The organism is Acinetobacter sp. 'aerobic (ED)', from assembly GCF_904886855.1.
Lineage (GTDB): Bacteria > Pseudomonadota > Gammaproteobacteria > Pseudomonadales > Moraxellaceae > Acinetobacter > Acinetobacter courvalinii.
Window position 1 is genome coordinate 413426 of sequence record NZ_CAJHGI010000001.1, and the last position, 14892, is coordinate 428317.

Below are 14892 nucleotides of genomic sequence, written 5' to 3' on the forward strand. Positions count from 1 at the left end.
TTAAAAAAATGTTGCTTAATTGATAATAATTATCGTTTACATTTGCGGTTTTGTAAACAAAATCATGTTATTTTTCTATCAATTAAGCTGTTTATCCGCTCATTTAAGCTTTTTCTAATGCTTCAATGATGGCTAAAGCAGTCACACGTGCTGAAAAAGGATTCTGCCCCGTAATCAGCTTGCCATCCTGAACCACATTTGGCATAAACGGAATCAGTTTCTTTTCATATTTCGCGCCACGTTGTTTAGCAAGTTGTTCGGCATTATAGGGTACTTTTTTCGCTACCCCTGCCAGTACTTCTTCACACCAGGCAAAACCGGTCAGTTTTTTACCCGCAATCAAGTATTGTCCATTTGCAAGCTGAACATTGAGCAATCCACAATAACCATGACAGACACTGGCAACGATGCCCCCATGTTCATAAATATTGCTGGTGATCTGTTGCAATTCAGGATTGTCTAAAAAATCCCACATCACGCCGTGCCCACCGGTGTAATAGATCACATCGTAATCTTGCCAGTTGATCTCAGCAGGTTTTTTGGTGGTTTCCAGCAACTGCATAAAGGCAGGATCATTTTTGCGCTTTAAGACAGATGCATCCGCGACGAAACGCTCCAGTGATTTGGGTTCAATTGGAGAATGACCTCCCAAAGGGCTTACAATATCCTGAATATAACCCTGTTTTTCAAATTCATCGTAGGCATGGGTCAACTCCCCGAGCCATAAACCTGTGGGACGATCAACTGTTTCATATTGAGCAATATTGGTCACCACATGCAGGATACGTTTAGACATTTTTCACCTCAGCTTTTACATTATTTTTAGTCTTGCTTTTAACCCACTATAAGTCTAAAGTTAGCTTTAATGTCAAGAGGAAATCAGTAATGAATATTAGCGAATTATCAAAACAAAGCGGTTTAAGTACGCCTACGATTCGTTACTATGAACAGATCAAATTGTTACCCAAGGCAAAACGTAAATCTAATGGCTATCGGGAATATAGTGAAAATGATCTGAAACAATTGTTCCTGATCCAGCAAGCACAACAGGTTGGCTTTTCCCTGACAGAGATCAAGGCTTTTTTACCGTCGAATGTGACGACTTGGGATCATGATATCCTGATCGGTTTGCTGGAAAGTAAAATTAAGGATATTGAAGAATTAGAACAGAAACTGGCCATAAGTAAACTCAATCTTCAAATGATGATTACAGCGATTAACAACAAGCCAGATGAGATTACCTGTGAAGAAAATGCACAACGCCTGCTCAATCTTTATTATACCGCTGATAAAGCTGAAAAATAATAATCATCATCTTTTCTAATGGTTTTTCGCTGAGCAACGGATAGGAAGCTATTGACCTTAAAGCCTACTTTAAGCATAGGATAATTGACAGGTGATTGATGAGGAACCTGTCATGTTGCAACGTTGGAATCTTCAAAAGTGGTGGATCAGCCTATTTATGCTGGTCTTTTCGGTTAACCCAGTCTTTGCTGCTGAACTTGGGCAAAATGTACACGCCACGTCCTTAGGCAAAATTCTGGTGGTGATGACCAACCACTCAGCTTACCCCACCCGTTCAGACCATACTGGCTTATGGCTAACCGAACTTACCCACTTTTATGACATTGCCCAAGCGGCTGGTTATGACATGGATTTTGTCAGTCCGCAAGGTGGTGCAGTTCCACTGGATGAGCGTAGCTTAAAACCAATTTATCTGGATAAATCTGCCAAAGCTCATTTAGCCGATCCTAAGTTTATGCAACGTTTAAACACCACGCTTGCCCCGAAAGCGATTGATCCATCCCGTTATAAGGCCATTTATTATACTGGTGGTCACGGCACCATGTGGGATTTTCCAAACAATGAGGGCCTGAAACAAATCAGTGAGCAGATTTACCAGCAAGGTGGCGTGGTCTCTGCTGTTTGTCATGGTGTTGGAGGCTTGTTGCCACTACAGGACAAAAATGGCAAAGCTTTGATTGCGGGTAGAAGCGTGACCGGATTTGCCAATATTGAAGAAACCCTTTCAGGGATCAAGTCCCAAGTCCCTTTTTCCTTAGAAAATGGATTGGTCCAGCGCGGTGCAGACTACAAGCGTGCCTGGGTTCCATTTACGTCTTATGTGGTTGAGGATGACCGCATTATTACCGGACAAAATCCACAGTCGAGTAAGGAAATTGCGGAAGCTGTGGTCAAACGTCTCGCTACTTTAAAATAAATATCGCTTAAAAAGCCAGATTCAAGAATCTGGCTTTTTTAATATCCCCTATTCAGTGAACTGATATCTCCCTACTGATCGATTCTTCCCGTGCATGGTTTGCATAAAATCTTGCAAAAATGCTTGACCTTAAAGTGAACTTCAATCTTAGCATTTCAAATATGAACCGGAGGAATCTCATGAATTTTAATCATCGTTATTTAAATCGCTCTATCTCGGCGATAGCCGCAAGTGTGTTACTCAGCACTGCAACTTATGCCATTGAGCCGAAGCAACCTGCCAATACCGCACAGGACACAGCGCAAACCACAGTGGTCGAATTTGGTCCGTACAAAGTCAATGTACCTAAAGGTGGTTATTACGATCGTTTTCGCATGAATCCGGATCTAGATGAAGTGGCGAAAGACCCGGCAGCAGGAAATATTGATTATTTCCGTACTATTCCTAAAAAGCTGGTGGAAACCCGTGTGGGAAAAGTCTGGTCACCGAATTTTTATTATCGGACCAGTAATGTGCAATTGTTGATGCTTGCCCCAATCGCAAAACTAAAAGCCAAGCTTCCTGCACCACTTGAACCTTTACAGCCTTTTCCTGGTTATGGTCTGGTTTCACTGACCTTCTTTTCTTATGCTGTGGGTGATGTTGATCCATACGATGAAGTTTCGGTTGCCATTGTGGTTCGTCAGCCCGGTGCACATCATTTCAATAGCACCGAACTATTGAGCTCAATGCGCAGCCATAAATACTATGGTCATGTATTGGCTTTACCTGTCGATACGGAAATAGCCCGTGTTCGTGGTGTCTATGGCTACCAGTTGCCCAAATGGCTGACACCGATTGACCTGAATATTGGCAGTCAAACACTGAAAGCCCAGATTTTTAATACCGATGGCACCCCAGATCTAAGCCTCAACGCAGCTTTGCCAAAAATTAAAACAGTGAAGCCACAGTCAAGAATTGAAACCAAGACCATGTACCAACTGGTCGACGGGAAATGGCACAGCACCTCGGTCCAATCAAATACACTGGCATTTGGACAAAAGTTATTTCCAAAGGATGTGCAACTGGTGCGTAGCGGCGGCCCATTGACGAAGCTTCTGGATGATTTAGGTGCAGCGAAGATTTTACGTCTGGATGTGGTGAAAGATGCCCAATTGGCACTGAATATGCCAGTTGCTTATCCTGCACTGGATCAAGCCAGTCAGCATAAAAAATAAATGTATTCCATAACTGACACCCGCTTTCAGACTGAAAGCGGGTGTTTTTTTATTTGAGTTAAGCTAGTTATCGTTCTAAGCAGAAAACAAACTTGAGAATTACCATTTTAGTCCATGATTTTTCTTTAGTTTTAGGTCAAGCGAATCATCTTATACACGACAGCATAGGTTGTAGCGCACTTGCTTTGATCTCATTGTCTGCCTGTAGGGTGCAAAAAGAACCATAACTAAAAAAGCCAATGGCAGAGGGACTGTCATTGGCTTTAGCTTCAGGATGTAACCGATAAAAACATGTCCAAGCTGTATCTTTTAACAGGCTGCACTATAGTGACGCATCCGGTTTTTATAGAGACGGGTGCGGCGTGCCATCGCAGCTTGTTGCAGAATCAATGCCCAGGCTGGAGAAACTTTAGGATTCGGACGTTTTCCAAGGCTGAGTTTACGCAACTGAAATTTTACTGTTGCCATATTGGCCAGAGATGCCAGCGTTTTGTTTTTCCAGTGGATAGGCTTTAATTCAGGTGCCGTGTTCTGCCCTTGCTGCCATTGATGAGGAAGATTCGGCTCGATAGCCAAAGCAGTGGCAATCCCGACCATATCCACACCGCTTTCAATCACCTGTTCCGCCACCTGCTTACGGCGGATTCCCCCGGTGACCATCACTGGCATCTTGGCGACCTTACGGATCTCCTGTGCAAATTCCAGAAAATAGGCTTCACGGGCCAAGGTGCGACCATCGCGTGCCTGACCTTGCATGGCTGGTGCTTCATAGCTACCACCAGACAACTCGACCAGATCTACAGCCAATCCATTTAGCATCTGCACCACTTGCTGCGCATCTTCGGCACTAAAACCACCACGCTGGAAATCTGCCGAATTGAGTTTTACTGCAACAGTAAAGGTATCAGCAACCACAGCACGTACTGCTTTAACGATCTCGATCAGAATGCGTGCCCGATTTTCCAGAGAACCACCCCATTGATCCTGACGTTGGTTGCTCAGGGGGGAAAGGAACTGGCTGAGCAGATAACCATGCGCTGCGTGGATTTCAACCCCGGTAAAGCCGGCTTTTTCACCCAGACGTGCGGTATTGGCAAAACGGTCTATCACTTCCTGAATCATGGCCTGATTCATTTCAATCGGTGTATTAAAACGATCTGACATTTTGCCCAGATCTAATGCAACCGCCGAAGGTGCCCAAGTCTCTTGACCTAAATTGGATTGCATCTGACGCCCCGGATGATTGATCTGCAACCACACTTGGGCGCCTTTAGAACGACCGATTTGTGCCCAGCGTTTAAAGCTTTCCAGATGCTGTTGATCTTCCAGCACTACACCGCCAGGTCCGGTCATGGCACGGCGATCGACCATCACATTACCGGTAATGATTAAACCAACGCCGCCATCCGCCCAGGCCTGATATAAACGCATCAGTTCTTCCGACGGTGCATGATTTAAGTCTGCCATATTTTCTTCCATAGCAGCTTTGGCAATGCGGTTAGGAATCTCGGAACCATTCGGGAAAACCAGTTTTTCAAATACTTTCATTATTGTGACCTCATTGAGTATGGATTTACTTTAAGATTAAAGCTCACTTTAATGTCAATAGGTTTATCAAATGGAATAAGATATTTTTTATAAATATTTTTAGATTCAGTTATTTAGATCATAAAAAATAGAGGCACGTAGGCCTCTATTTTAATTGGGTTGAGTAAAATAGATTATTGACGGATAAATGCCAGCAAATCAGGATTAATCACATCCGCATTTACGGTGAGCATACCGTGTGAAAAACCTTTATAAGTCTTCAAAGTACCGTTTTGTACCAATTTGGCTGACAATGCGCCCGAATTTTCATAAGGTACAACCTGATCATCATCGCCATGCATCACCAGTACGGGCACTGAAATCTTTTTCAGATCTTCTGTAAAATCGGTCTGGGAAAAAGCCACAATGCCATCATAATGTGCTTTGGCACCGCCCATCATGCCTTGGCGCCACCAGTTCCAGATCACAGGCTCAGATGGTTTGGCATCAGGACGATTAAAACCATAGAAAGGACCGGCAGGCAAATCGTAATAAAATTGCGATCTATTCTTGAATAACTGGTTTTGCAGGTCATCAAATACTTCTTTTGGTAAACCGTCAGGATTATTCGGCGTTTTTACCATAATCGGCGGCACGGCACTGACCAGCACGGCTTTGGCAACATTTTCTTCGCCATGACGCGCGATGTAATGCGCTACTTCCCCACCTCCGGTGGAATGTCCGATATGAATGGCTTTCTTGATGCCGAGATGTTGCACGACTGCAGCGACATCATCGGCATAATGATCCATATCATGTCCATCCCAAACTTGACTGGAACGACCATGCCCACGACGATCATGCGCCACCACACGGAAACCTTCGTTTAAAAAGAACAGTAACTGGGCATCCCAATCATCTGAGCTCAGTGGCCAGCCATGATGGAAAAAGAGAACCTGTGCATCTATTGGGCCCCAGTCCTTATAAAAAATCTCTACACCATCTTTAGTTGTAACGTATGCCATCTTTGTTTCTCCTGTGTAAGCTTTACACTGTCGAGTCATGATCTATGTTGTAATTCATGTCAGTAAAATCACATTATTTTTCAGACTATCTGTATGGATAGCCACTCTATACTAAGATTAAAGTTCACTTTAAGGTCAATGATTTTAGTCCCATTCTGATCATAAAAATGTAATTTTACAATTTAGAAATAAAAGACAAAATCGAAGATGAGCTATTGAAATTCAATATTTTATTAGAAATTAAAAAATATTTATCTGCCTATTCTGTTTACATACATCTAACGAATACAGCGTCTGTTTTTCGAAACAGAAATTTTAGGGCTTGACTTTAAAGTTAGCTTTAATCTTATAGTGATCTCAGTTGAAAAGTGCTTTGGGTTGCATACAGGCATTTTGAATGACTCGATCAATCAAAGGTTAACCAATATGAACAGTGATAAACAGTTTACTGCAGTTGAGTTTGGCGCACATAGGGTAAGCGTTCCTAAAGGGGCTATTATGACCGTTTTAGGATGAACCCGAACCTTGATGAAGTTGCTCAGGATCCTGCTGCCGGGAATATCGATTTTTTCCGTAAGATTCCAAAACAGCTGGTGGAATCGAGAGTGGGTCCGGTCTGGGCACCGAATTTTTATTATCGTAGCAGCAACGTGCAGGTTCTCATACTTGCACCACTGAAGCAACTCAAAAAACAACTACCTGCCCCTTTGGAACCGTTACATGCCTTACCAGGTTATGGATTGGTCGCACTCACCTTCTTCCATTATTCTGTTTGTGATAACGACCCTTATAATGAAGTTTCGGTGGCAATAGTGGTGCGTAAACCAGAGGCGCATGGTCCACATGTTTTAGAGCTGGCCAATTCGATTCGACAACGACACTTTTATGCCCATGTATTGGCATTGCCTGTCGATACCGAAATCGCACGCGTGCGTGGTGTCTATGGCTATCAACTGCCGAAATGGCGCACCGAGATTAATGTCGAGATCGGCCCCGAGCAAATTAATGCCAATCTGACCGACACTCACGGTAAGGTTGATCTCAGCCTGACTGCGGTGACACCGCCTTTAAAACGGGTGAAATCTGAATCCCGAATGACTGAAGCGACCATGCTACATCAGGTTGATGGCAAATGGCATCAGACACTGGTGCAATCCAATCCGCTCTCGTTTGCACAGCAGTTATTACCAGAAAAAGTCGAACTGATTCGTCATGGTGGACCTTTAAGCCAGTTACTGGATCAACTGGGTGCCTCCAAGATTCTTCGTCTGGATGTGGTGGAAGATGCTCAGGTGGTACTGAATTTGCCAAAACCGCTTTAAATTTCAAACAACTTAAAAATCAAGGAAAATAAACAATGACACAAAGCAATTATGATCTTGTGGTATTCGGTGCGACCAGTTTTGTCGGGCAAATCCTGACCAAATATCTGGCAGAATATTTGTCGACTCAACATGAACAATTGCGCTGGGCCATTGCTGGTCGCTCTCAACAAAAATTACAAGAACTGAAAAATGGTTTAGGTCGTTTGGGTGAATCTTTACCCATCCTGATCGCGGATGCGGGCAATCCAGCTGAACTGAATGCCCTGTGTGCACAGACACGTGTGGTGGTTTCAACAGTTGGGCCTTATGCGTTATATGGTGAACCGCTGGTTCAGGCCTGTGTTAACAACGGTACAGATTATTGTGATCTGACCGGCGAAACCCAGTGGATCAAAAAAATGATCGAGAAATATGAATCTCAAGCCCAACAGTCTGGCGCCCGTATTGTGCATTGTTGCGGTTTTGATTCGGTTCCATCGGATATGGGGGTTTATTACTTACAGCAACAGGCACAAAAACAGTTTGATGCGCCTGCAACCCAAGTCAGCATGCGGGTCAAGACCTTAAAAGGCGGTGCATCCGGCGGTACGGTTGCAAGTCTCATCAATGTCATTCAGGAAGCTGCAGCCGATTCTGCCCTGCGTAAAGATCTGGTTAATCCTTATGTGCTTTGTCCACCTGATCATGGCAACAGCCAACGACAAATTTATATTAAAACCGCGAAATTTGATCCTGATTTTAATGCATGGATTGCGCCCTTCGTGATGGCAGCGGTCAATGAGCGTGTCGTGCATCGTTCTAACGCTTTATCGGGTAATGCCTATGGTCGCAATTTTAGTTATAACGAAGCCATTTTAACGGGCGAAGGCTTAAAAGGACGTTTCAAAGCCTTAGGCGTGGTTTCTGGCTTGGGCGTCTTCATGCTTGCAGCAGTGACGAAACCGGTAAGCCAGCTCATGGAACGTTATATGTTGCCAAAACCAGGTGAAGGCCCTACACCACAACAGCAGCTTGCAGGACATTTTGATTTATGTTTTATCGGTAAAACCGAAGGAGGTCAAAAACTTAGGATCAAAGTGACGGGCGACCGTGATCCGGGCTATGGGTCGACCGGAAAAATGCTGGGACAAGCCGCCTTGAGTCTTGCACTTGATCATTATAAAGAAGGTCAAAAGACTGGGCGTTCAGGGGGCTTCTGGACACCAGCCAGCATGTTTGATGATCGGTTTATTCAACGTTTGACTGAGCATGCTGGACTTGCCTTTGAACAGATTTGAATGATCTTTCCTCCTATAGGGGGATATTCCCTATTTTTAACTTGAACATAAAGCGATTGAATCAAGTTCCCAACATGATCATTAAGGAAATAGCTACATGAAATGTATTACCTTTAACGGTGCGGGTGGCCCCGAAGTTATTACGGTCAGTGAAAGACCGATGCCAGAACTGACCGATGACGGCGTTTTAATTGAAGTGGTTGCTGCCGGAATTAATGGGCCTGATGTCATGCAACGTCAGGGGTTATATGCACCGCCACCGGGCGTGACCGATATTCCTGGACTGGAAGTCTCAGGTATTGTCAAACAGGCAGGGAAATCGGTCAGCAAATTTAAAGCGGGTGACGAGGTCTGTGCACTGGTACCTGGCGGTGGCTATGCTGAATATGTGGTTGCTCATCAGGACAATGTGCTTTTTATTCCCGAAGGACTGACTTTGGTAGAAGGCGGTATTTTACTTGAGACCTTTATGACAGTCTGGTCGCATTTATTCCAGCATGCCAAATTCCGTCCGAATAGCTCGATCCTGATTCATGGCGGAACTTCCGGTATTGGCACAACAGCCACCATGTTGACCCGGGCGTTTGGTGCAACGAAAATTTTTACCACGGTTTCAAGTGCTACACAACAGAAGGCAAGTCTGAGTATTGGTGCCGATGTTGCCATTAATTACAAGGAACAGGATTTCGTTGAAGAAGTCAAAAAACATACCGATGGTAAAGGTGTGGATTTTGTTCTGGATATTATTGCAGGTGATTATATCCAGCGGAATTATGAAGTTGCTGCGATGAATGGTACGATTTTACAAATTGGTGTCTTAAAAGGCCTCGCACAGAACCTCAATATTTTTCCGATGCTGGCAAAACGCCTTACCCATACCAGCGCAACTTTACGTTCACAATCACCCGAAGCCAAAGCGGAAGTCATGTCAGCCTTGCAGGAAAAAGTCTGGCCTCTAATTTCTAAAGGCCAAATCAAACCATTACTTTATCAGTCTTTTGATCTGGAACAAGCACGTCAGGCACATGAGTTTCTAACCCAAGGACAACACGTAGGTAAACTGGCATTAATTGTTAAAAAACAATGATGATATTGCTTTGAAAAGCGCTAAAATTATGATTTTCAGCGCTTTATTTCATCAAAGGCTAACCCAGCATTAAACGTTGTCTGGCTGCCAGATATTCTCTTTCAAGACGATCAACCAGCTCGGCAACTGAAGTGGTTGCTTTCACTGCATTTAAACCTTGACCACATCCCCAGATATCTCGCCATGCTTTCACTTTATGCTGTGTACCATCCTCGCTGGAGGTGCTAAAGTCCATGTCTTTTAGGTTGCCTTCTGGCAGATTGGCTGGATCAAGCCCCGCTGCACGAATACTGGGGGCCAGATAGTTTCCGTGTACGCCGGTAAACAGGTTGGAATAGACAATCTCATCTGAGTTATGGTCTACGATAGCCTGTTTATAAGCAGCTGTTGCATTGGCTTCATGGGTTGCAATAAATGCAGAACCGATATAACCAAAATCAGCGCCCATTGCCTGCGCGGCCAAAATGGCATCCCCTGTCGAAATTGCGCCTGATAAGGCCAAAGGTCCATCAAACCATTCCCGGATTTCCTGTATCAATGGAAATGGATTTTTCACGCCTGCATGTCCGCCTGCGCCAGCAGCCACCGCGATTAAGCCATCTGCGCCCTTTTCAATCGCCTTTTGGGCAAAGCGATTGTTAATCACGTCATGCAAGACTACGCCACCATAGCTATGCGTGGCCTCATTAATTTCGGTACGGGCGCCTAGAGAGGTAATCACGATCGGCACTTTATATTTAACGATCAGTTCCATGTCATGTTCGAGGCGATTATTACTTTTATGCACAATCTGGTTAATCGCAAATGGCGCCGCAGGACGGTCAGGATGTAAGGCATTGTGCTCCGCAATTCCGTCAGTGATTTCTTTGAGCCATTCCTCCAGTTTTTCTGCAGGTCGTGCATTCAAAGCTGGCATTGACCCCACCACACCCGTTTTACACTGGGCGAGCACCAGTTGCGGTGTACTGATGATAAATAATGGAGAGGCAATCACAGGAAGTCTGAGGTTGTTGAACACTGCTGGAATTTTTGACATGACTTCTACTCTTTTAACGATACATTATTATTTCCATAGACTCAGCCATTCATAATCATGAAGGCTTCGTTGTTGATTCAGTTGATCATATCGGGACAGTAATTTTTATGCAACAAGTTGCATAAAATCAATTGATGAAATGATTTTATCAATCCTGCTGGAGCATCGTGAATGAAGTTATCTCCCAAGCAAGTTATTTAGTTGCGCAAGCGTTATGAACGATAAAGATGTTATGCTTCAGTCATTTTTACGTTTTTATTCTTCTCCTGAGACGATGTTATGAGTATTACCACCCAAAAACTGCAACGTTTGCGCTTGGCTTCCATCCTTGAAGCGGTAACTTTATTACTTCTGTTTGTGGTTGCCATTCCTGTTAAATATGCTTTTGATCTGCCTGTAGCGACCAAAATTATGGGCCCAATCCACGGCGTGGCATTTCTTTTCTATTTGTGGAATCTGATCAGCACGGCTGCGGTATGGTCGAAAGCGGAATTACTGAGATTATTTATTCTGGCATTTATTCCTTTGGGCGGTTTCTTTAATGAAAAGTATATCGCCCAGCGACAAGCCAAGCTTAAATAGGACTAGATGCCCTGACATAAAAAAGGAAATCCTGAGATTTCCTTTTTTATCATCCACAATAATTTTAGAATTATTTTTTATCGAGTGACTGGAGTAAGTAAATTACCGCATCACCTGCCATTTGCATCGATTTTGGATCGACCTGCTCAATGGTATCACATGCTTTATGGTAGCACGGCGCGAACTCAAGCTCATCACCTTTCATTTGTTCATTAAACAAGATGACAGAGGTCACAGGCACTTTACCTAAAAATGGAGCCGTATCACTGGCGGTTAAGGTGGCGACATCCTCTTTAATTTTTAAATTTTTTGCTTTAAAAAATTCTTTGAGCGTATTCTCCAAGGCTAAATCACCGCTATGGCTTGGTATACTGCGTAAACCATCGAGTAATGGCTTATAGTCCTGCTCCTGCATGCCACGTTCTTTTAACATTTTTTCCATCTCGTCTACTGATGACTTATCGCCATCTGCAATCAGGATTTCAGGGTCTTTGGTGCCCACCATATCCACATTGATATAAGCCTTAATCGCCTTTAACTGTTCAGCAGTCAGTTTTTTCACATAGGCTTGAGACCCTGCGATTCCTACTTCTTCCGAATCCCAGAATGCCAGATGAATGCTATGCTTGGGCTTTATTTTCTGTTGAGATAATTGTGCCATTAACTCAAGTAACAAGGCGACGCCGGAGGCATTGTCATTGATTCCGGGCCCCATTTTGACCGAGTCATAATGGGCTCCCAGTAGAATAATGTCTTGTTTCGATTCACCCGGAATCTCTACAATAATATTCCGCCCTTTGGTCTTTTCACGATTTTCGAAAGCCTGAAGCTCTGTCGTAAAGCCTGCTTTCTTGGCGTGATCTAAAATATAATCTGCACTCGCTAAACCACCTTGCGTCCCCACTGCGCGATTGCCACCCTGCTGTTTGGCAATTTGTTCAAAAGCATGTAAATGCGTCATCATCTGTGCCGCATCCATTTTTAAACCAGATTGACTAACATCTTCAATTTTTTCTTTGGAATCTTGCTCGTTTTTTTGACAGCCACTGATTGCAAACATGCTACTTAACACACAAACAGCTAAAATTTTCTTTAAAAACATAAAATAAACGTAAACCGATTCTTATAAAGTCAGTCTAATACTAGGGTTGAGCACGCGGATTTGCCATTTCATTTTGTATCCTTTGCAGTTATTGATTGAGTCAGCGTAGGTTACTAGTAATTTCAAAAATGACAGACCAAGCCCGTTTTCAATGCAACGGGCGATGTATTGCGGCTCTGGTTATTTTAGTGAAGATTTAAATTACTTAAAATCTGTTCCAAGACCTGTCCCATGGCTAAGAGTTGATGATCCGTATACGGTAGTCCATCGATTTCCAGCCCTACAGGAAGTTGTGATTTTTTTCCTAAACCAATTGGTAAACTGAGCCCAGGCAAGCCGATATTACTGCCCGGATCGGTATTGCGGATCAGTCTCTGGAACTGACCAATCGAACTGACCTGCTCATCCACGAGTGGCGCCACAATCGGCGAGGTGGGAAAGATCAAGGCATCAAGTTGGTGCTCCTGAAACACTGTCTGGTAAAGCGCCAGTAGTTGTGGTCGAGCTTCCTGTATGGCTTTTTGATACAACGTTTGCACGGGTAGCGATTGCCCCGTCTCATCCATGAGCATTTCCGGCAATATATTCTGCTGAAAGATATGTTTTACATCTGGACTTGAAATCTGCTCGACCAGTGCTTCCAGACCGAGATTGATCTGCTGGTGTTTTAAATAGTCAATCAGGTCATATTTACCTTCATAAATCACCAATGGGAATGAAATATGCTGGTTGAGTTGAGCTAAATCCGGCATATTTACGGGAACAATTTCGATGCCTGCGGTTTTTAAGCAATGCAGTGCCGCATGTGCCTGTTCATGCACATCCTCATCCAGATCCTCCCAAAAATAGGCATTGACTCCAAGCCTGATCGGTCGGGTCGGCAATGCAATAGGCTGAGCTAATGGTGCAATCAACTGGTCAACCAGAATAATATCGGCTATACAATGTGCCATTGGCCCTGCGGTGTCCCGTGTATGTGAAATTGGGGTGATATCTGCTTGAGCATAGCGTCCAACCGTTGGGCGAAAGCCAACACAACCATTTAAGGCACTGGGTAATCGAACCGATGCACCTGTATCCGTCCCCATTGCAATCGGCACCATGCCAGCAGCGACTGCAACGGCACTGCCAGAAGAAGAACCACCCGCAATATGTAAAGGATTAACCGCATTACGCGTACCGATCACATCGTCAATATGCATTGCGGTGTTATAACCCGTCACCCCGAATGCCAATTCATGCATATGGGCTTTGCCCACCACAATTGCACCTTGATCAATCAGGGCCTGAATCACGGGAGCCGTCGTTTTAGGCCGGAAATCAGTCAAGGCTGGCGTTCCTGCCGTATTCGGAAAACCAGCAACATGGATATTATCTTTCACCGCAAGCAATACCCCAATCAAGGCGGGGCAAGCTTTCCCATCCGCCATATGTTGATCCCAGGACTGCGCTTGTTCAAGGGCCGCTGCTTTATCGACATTAATAAAGGCATTTAAGCCTTGCTGCTGTTCAATCTGGTCAAAATGAAAATGGACGAGCTGTTCACAGCTGACTTTGCGCTCACGTACCAAACGGGTAACTTGGTCAATGCTGGCTTTATTGAGGTGAGTAATCTGATCCGAATGTAGTTTTTTATTGATGTTGAGCATGATGACTTAAAATCCATTTAAGTAATTGTTGTGCTAATTTAGTACAGATATAAAGTCACGTGATATCCTCAAAATTGAGGAGTTGATTGACAATGGATGAGCCGTGCCATTTCGGTACGATTATGACAGCCCATTTTTTGCATGGCATTTTTAAGATGGGTCCTGACCGTGGTAAAACCAATCTCAAGTAAATTGGCAACCTGTTTATCGCTTAGTCCCTTCGCGACTAACATTACGACCTCCTGCTCGCGTGGCGTTAAAACATCAGGGCAAGATAAATCCATGGCTAAGGCTTGGGTCAGATAAGGTTCCAGCAGGTTTAAGATCCTTTTCTCACGTTCACTGAACATGACTGAATCTTTGGCGCGCCAGATACGCAGGTCTCCAAGATCCATGCCATTTCGTACAAAATAAACATTCAGGCCATGATAGAGACTATAAGGCCGTAAAAATTCATTGTAGTAATCTGTTTTTTTAAGCGCGCTTGCAGAAATGATTTCATTCACAAAGGTGGGATGTTGCCGCTGGCGAAGCTGTGCCGTGATCGGATCATTGTGCTGCCAAATGGTGTCATATTCCAACATGGCTTTGGGATCAATTTGCCACATGATGCCTTTTCTGGACAAACGCTGTTTTGCATCCCAGATATAGGATGCTGCAAAATCTGCACGTAACAAGGTCGCAATATCAGCAATAAGGCTTTCGCGTAAGTTTTGCTGTCCTTTTCCCGAGCCTAATTTCCACAGTATTTCGGAAAAAAGACTAAACTCCGCTGGACTTAAATCCTGTTCTAAAAGCATGGCCTGCTACCCTTTCTATCTTCCTGATATCTGTCCACGCTTCA

Annotated in this window: 13 protein-coding genes and 1 pseudogene; 7 read left to right on the forward strand and 7 right to left on the reverse strand. The window is 44.1% G+C overall.

Features of this window, described 5'->3' with window-relative positions:
* Positions 1 to 103 precede the first annotated feature (103 nt).
* On the reverse strand, positions 104 to 796 hold the full coding sequence (locus tag JO943_RS01975; RefSeq protein ID WP_202739829.1) for a type 1 glutamine amidotransferase domain-containing protein: 693 nt from the start codon (positions 794 to 796) through the stop codon (positions 104 to 106).
* A gap of 89 nt (positions 797 to 885) precedes the next feature.
* Between JO943_RS01975 and JO943_RS01980 the strand changes: the two genes are divergently transcribed.
* The 3 genes from JO943_RS01980 (at position 886) to JO943_RS01990 (ending at position 3438) form a co-directional block, all read left to right on the forward strand.
* Entirely contained in the window at positions 886 to 1305 is a 420-nt protein-coding gene (locus JO943_RS01980; RefSeq protein ID WP_202739830.1) for a MerR family transcriptional regulator, read from the forward strand.
* A gap of 112 nt (positions 1306 to 1417) precedes the next feature.
* Positions 1418 to 2221, forward strand: a complete 804-nt coding sequence (locus JO943_RS01985; RefSeq protein WP_202739831.1) for a type 1 glutamine amidotransferase domain-containing protein — start codon at positions 1418 to 1420, stop codon at positions 2219 to 2221.
* 179 nt (positions 2222 to 2400) lie between these two features.
* The gene (locus JO943_RS01990) at positions 2401 to 3438 is read left to right on the forward strand and encodes an acetoacetate decarboxylase (RefSeq protein ID WP_202739832.1); all 1038 of its coding nucleotides are present in this window, start codon (positions 2401 to 2403) and stop codon (positions 3436 to 3438) included.
* A 309-nt stretch (positions 3439 to 3747) separates the two neighbouring features.
* On the opposite strand, the gene JO943_RS01995 is transcribed toward JO943_RS01990, so the two are convergent.
* Both JO943_RS01995 and JO943_RS02000 read right to left on the reverse strand, forming a co-directional pair.
* Complete coding sequence (locus JO943_RS01995) at positions 3748 to 4986, reverse strand: NADH:flavin oxidoreductase/NADH oxidase family protein (protein WP_202739833.1); 1239 nt, start codon at positions 4984 to 4986, stop codon at positions 3748 to 3750.
* A gap of 173 nt (positions 4987 to 5159) precedes the next feature.
* The gene (locus tag JO943_RS02000; RefSeq protein ID WP_202739834.1) at positions 5160 to 5990 is read right to left on the reverse strand and encodes an alpha/beta fold hydrolase; all 831 of its coding nucleotides are present in this window, start codon (positions 5988 to 5990) and stop codon (positions 5160 to 5162) included.
* A gap of 426 nt (positions 5991 to 6416) precedes the next feature.
* On the opposite strand from JO943_RS02000, the pseudogene JO943_RS02005 reads away from it, so the two are divergent.
* The 3 genes and pseudogenes from JO943_RS02005 (at position 6417) to JO943_RS02015 (ending at position 9679) form a co-directional block, all read left to right on the forward strand.
* Positions 6417 to 7312: pseudogene (locus tag JO943_RS02005) on the forward strand (acetoacetate decarboxylase).
* 35 nt (positions 7313 to 7347) lie between these two features.
* Positions 7348 to 8592: a saccharopine dehydrogenase family protein gene (locus tag JO943_RS02010; protein WP_202739835.1), complete on the forward strand. Its 1245-nt coding sequence runs from the start codon at positions 7348 to 7350 to the stop codon at positions 8590 to 8592.
* 97 nt (positions 8593 to 8689) lie between these two features.
* A complete protein-coding gene (locus tag JO943_RS02015) occupies positions 8690 to 9679 on the forward strand; it encodes an NAD(P)H-quinone oxidoreductase (RefSeq protein WP_202739836.1) in 990 nt (329 codons plus the stop codon).
* Positions 9680 to 9737: 58 nt separating this feature from the next.
* Here the strand turns inward: JO943_RS02015 and JO943_RS02020 are convergent, their stop codons facing one another.
* A complete protein-coding gene (locus JO943_RS02020) occupies positions 9738 to 10715 on the reverse strand; it encodes an NAD(P)H-dependent flavin oxidoreductase (RefSeq protein WP_202739837.1) in 978 nt (325 codons plus the stop codon).
* Positions 10716 to 10994: 279 nt separating this feature from the next.
* Between JO943_RS02020 and JO943_RS02025 the strand changes: the two genes are divergently transcribed.
* A complete protein-coding gene (locus JO943_RS02025) occupies positions 10995 to 11297 on the forward strand; it encodes a DUF3817 domain-containing protein (protein WP_005230555.1) in 303 nt (100 codons plus the stop codon).
* A gap of 70 nt (positions 11298 to 11367) precedes the next feature.
* Here the strand turns inward: JO943_RS02025 and JO943_RS02030 are convergent, their stop codons facing one another.
* The 3 genes from JO943_RS02030 to JO943_RS02040 form a co-directional block, all read right to left on the reverse strand.
* Positions 11368 to 12399 (reverse strand): M20/M25/M40 family metallo-hydrolase, encoded by a 1032-nt coding sequence (locus tag JO943_RS02030; protein WP_202739838.1) that lies wholly within the window; start codon positions 12397 to 12399, stop codon positions 11368 to 11370.
* A 185-nt stretch (positions 12400 to 12584) separates the two neighbouring features.
* Complete coding sequence (gene iaaH / locus JO943_RS02035; RefSeq protein WP_202739839.1) at positions 12585 to 14048, reverse strand: indoleacetamide hydrolase; 1464 nt, start codon at positions 14046 to 14048, stop codon at positions 12585 to 12587.
* A gap of 68 nt (positions 14049 to 14116) precedes the next feature.
* A complete protein-coding gene (locus tag JO943_RS02040; protein WP_202739840.1) occupies positions 14117 to 14848 on the reverse strand; it encodes a response regulator transcription factor in 732 nt (243 codons plus the stop codon).
* Between the last annotated feature and the right edge of the window lie 44 nt (positions 14849 to 14892).

Coding starts and splice junctions, on each gene's coding strand:
- JO943_RS02040 (WP_202739840.1), bottom strand. CDS start 14,848: ATGCTTTTAGAACAGGATTTAAGTCCAGCGGAGTTTAGTCTTTTTTCC.
- iaaH (WP_202739839.1), bottom strand. CDS start 14,048: ATGCTCAACATCAATAAAAAACTACATTCGGATCAGATTACTCACCTC.
- JO943_RS02015 (WP_202739836.1), top strand. CDS start 8,690: ATGAAATGTATTACCTTTAACGGTGCGGGTGGCCCCGAAGTTATTACG.
- JO943_RS02030 (WP_202739838.1), bottom strand. CDS start 12,399: ATGTTTTTAAAGAAAATTTTAGCTGTTTGTGTGTTAAGTAGCATGTTT.
- JO943_RS02000 (WP_202739834.1), bottom strand. CDS start 5,990: ATGGCATACGTTACAACTAAAGATGGTGTAGAGATTTTTTATAAGGAC.
- JO943_RS01980 (WP_202739830.1), top strand. CDS start 886: ATGAATATTAGCGAATTATCAAAACAAAGCGGTTTAAGTACGCCTACG.
- JO943_RS01975 (WP_202739829.1), bottom strand. CDS start 796: ATGTCTAAACGTATCCTGCATGTGGTGACCAATATTGCTCAATATGAA.
- JO943_RS02020 (WP_202739837.1), bottom strand. CDS start 10,715: ATGTCAAAAATTCCAGCAGTGTTCAACAACCTCAGACTTCCTGTGATT.
- JO943_RS01995 (WP_202739833.1), bottom strand. CDS start 4,986: ATGAAAGTATTTGAAAAACTGGTTTTCCCGAATGGTTCCGAGATTCCT.
- JO943_RS01990 (WP_202739832.1), top strand. CDS start 2,401: ATGAATTTTAATCATCGTTATTTAAATCGCTCTATCTCGGCGATAGCC.
- JO943_RS01985 (WP_202739831.1), top strand. CDS start 1,418: ATGTTGCAACGTTGGAATCTTCAAAAGTGGTGGATCAGCCTATTTATG.
- JO943_RS02025 (WP_005230555.1), top strand. CDS start 10,995: ATGAGTATTACCACCCAAAAACTGCAACGTTTGCGCTTGGCTTCCATC.
- JO943_RS02010 (WP_202739835.1), top strand. CDS start 7,348: ATGACACAAAGCAATTATGATCTTGTGGTATTCGGTGCGACCAGTTTT.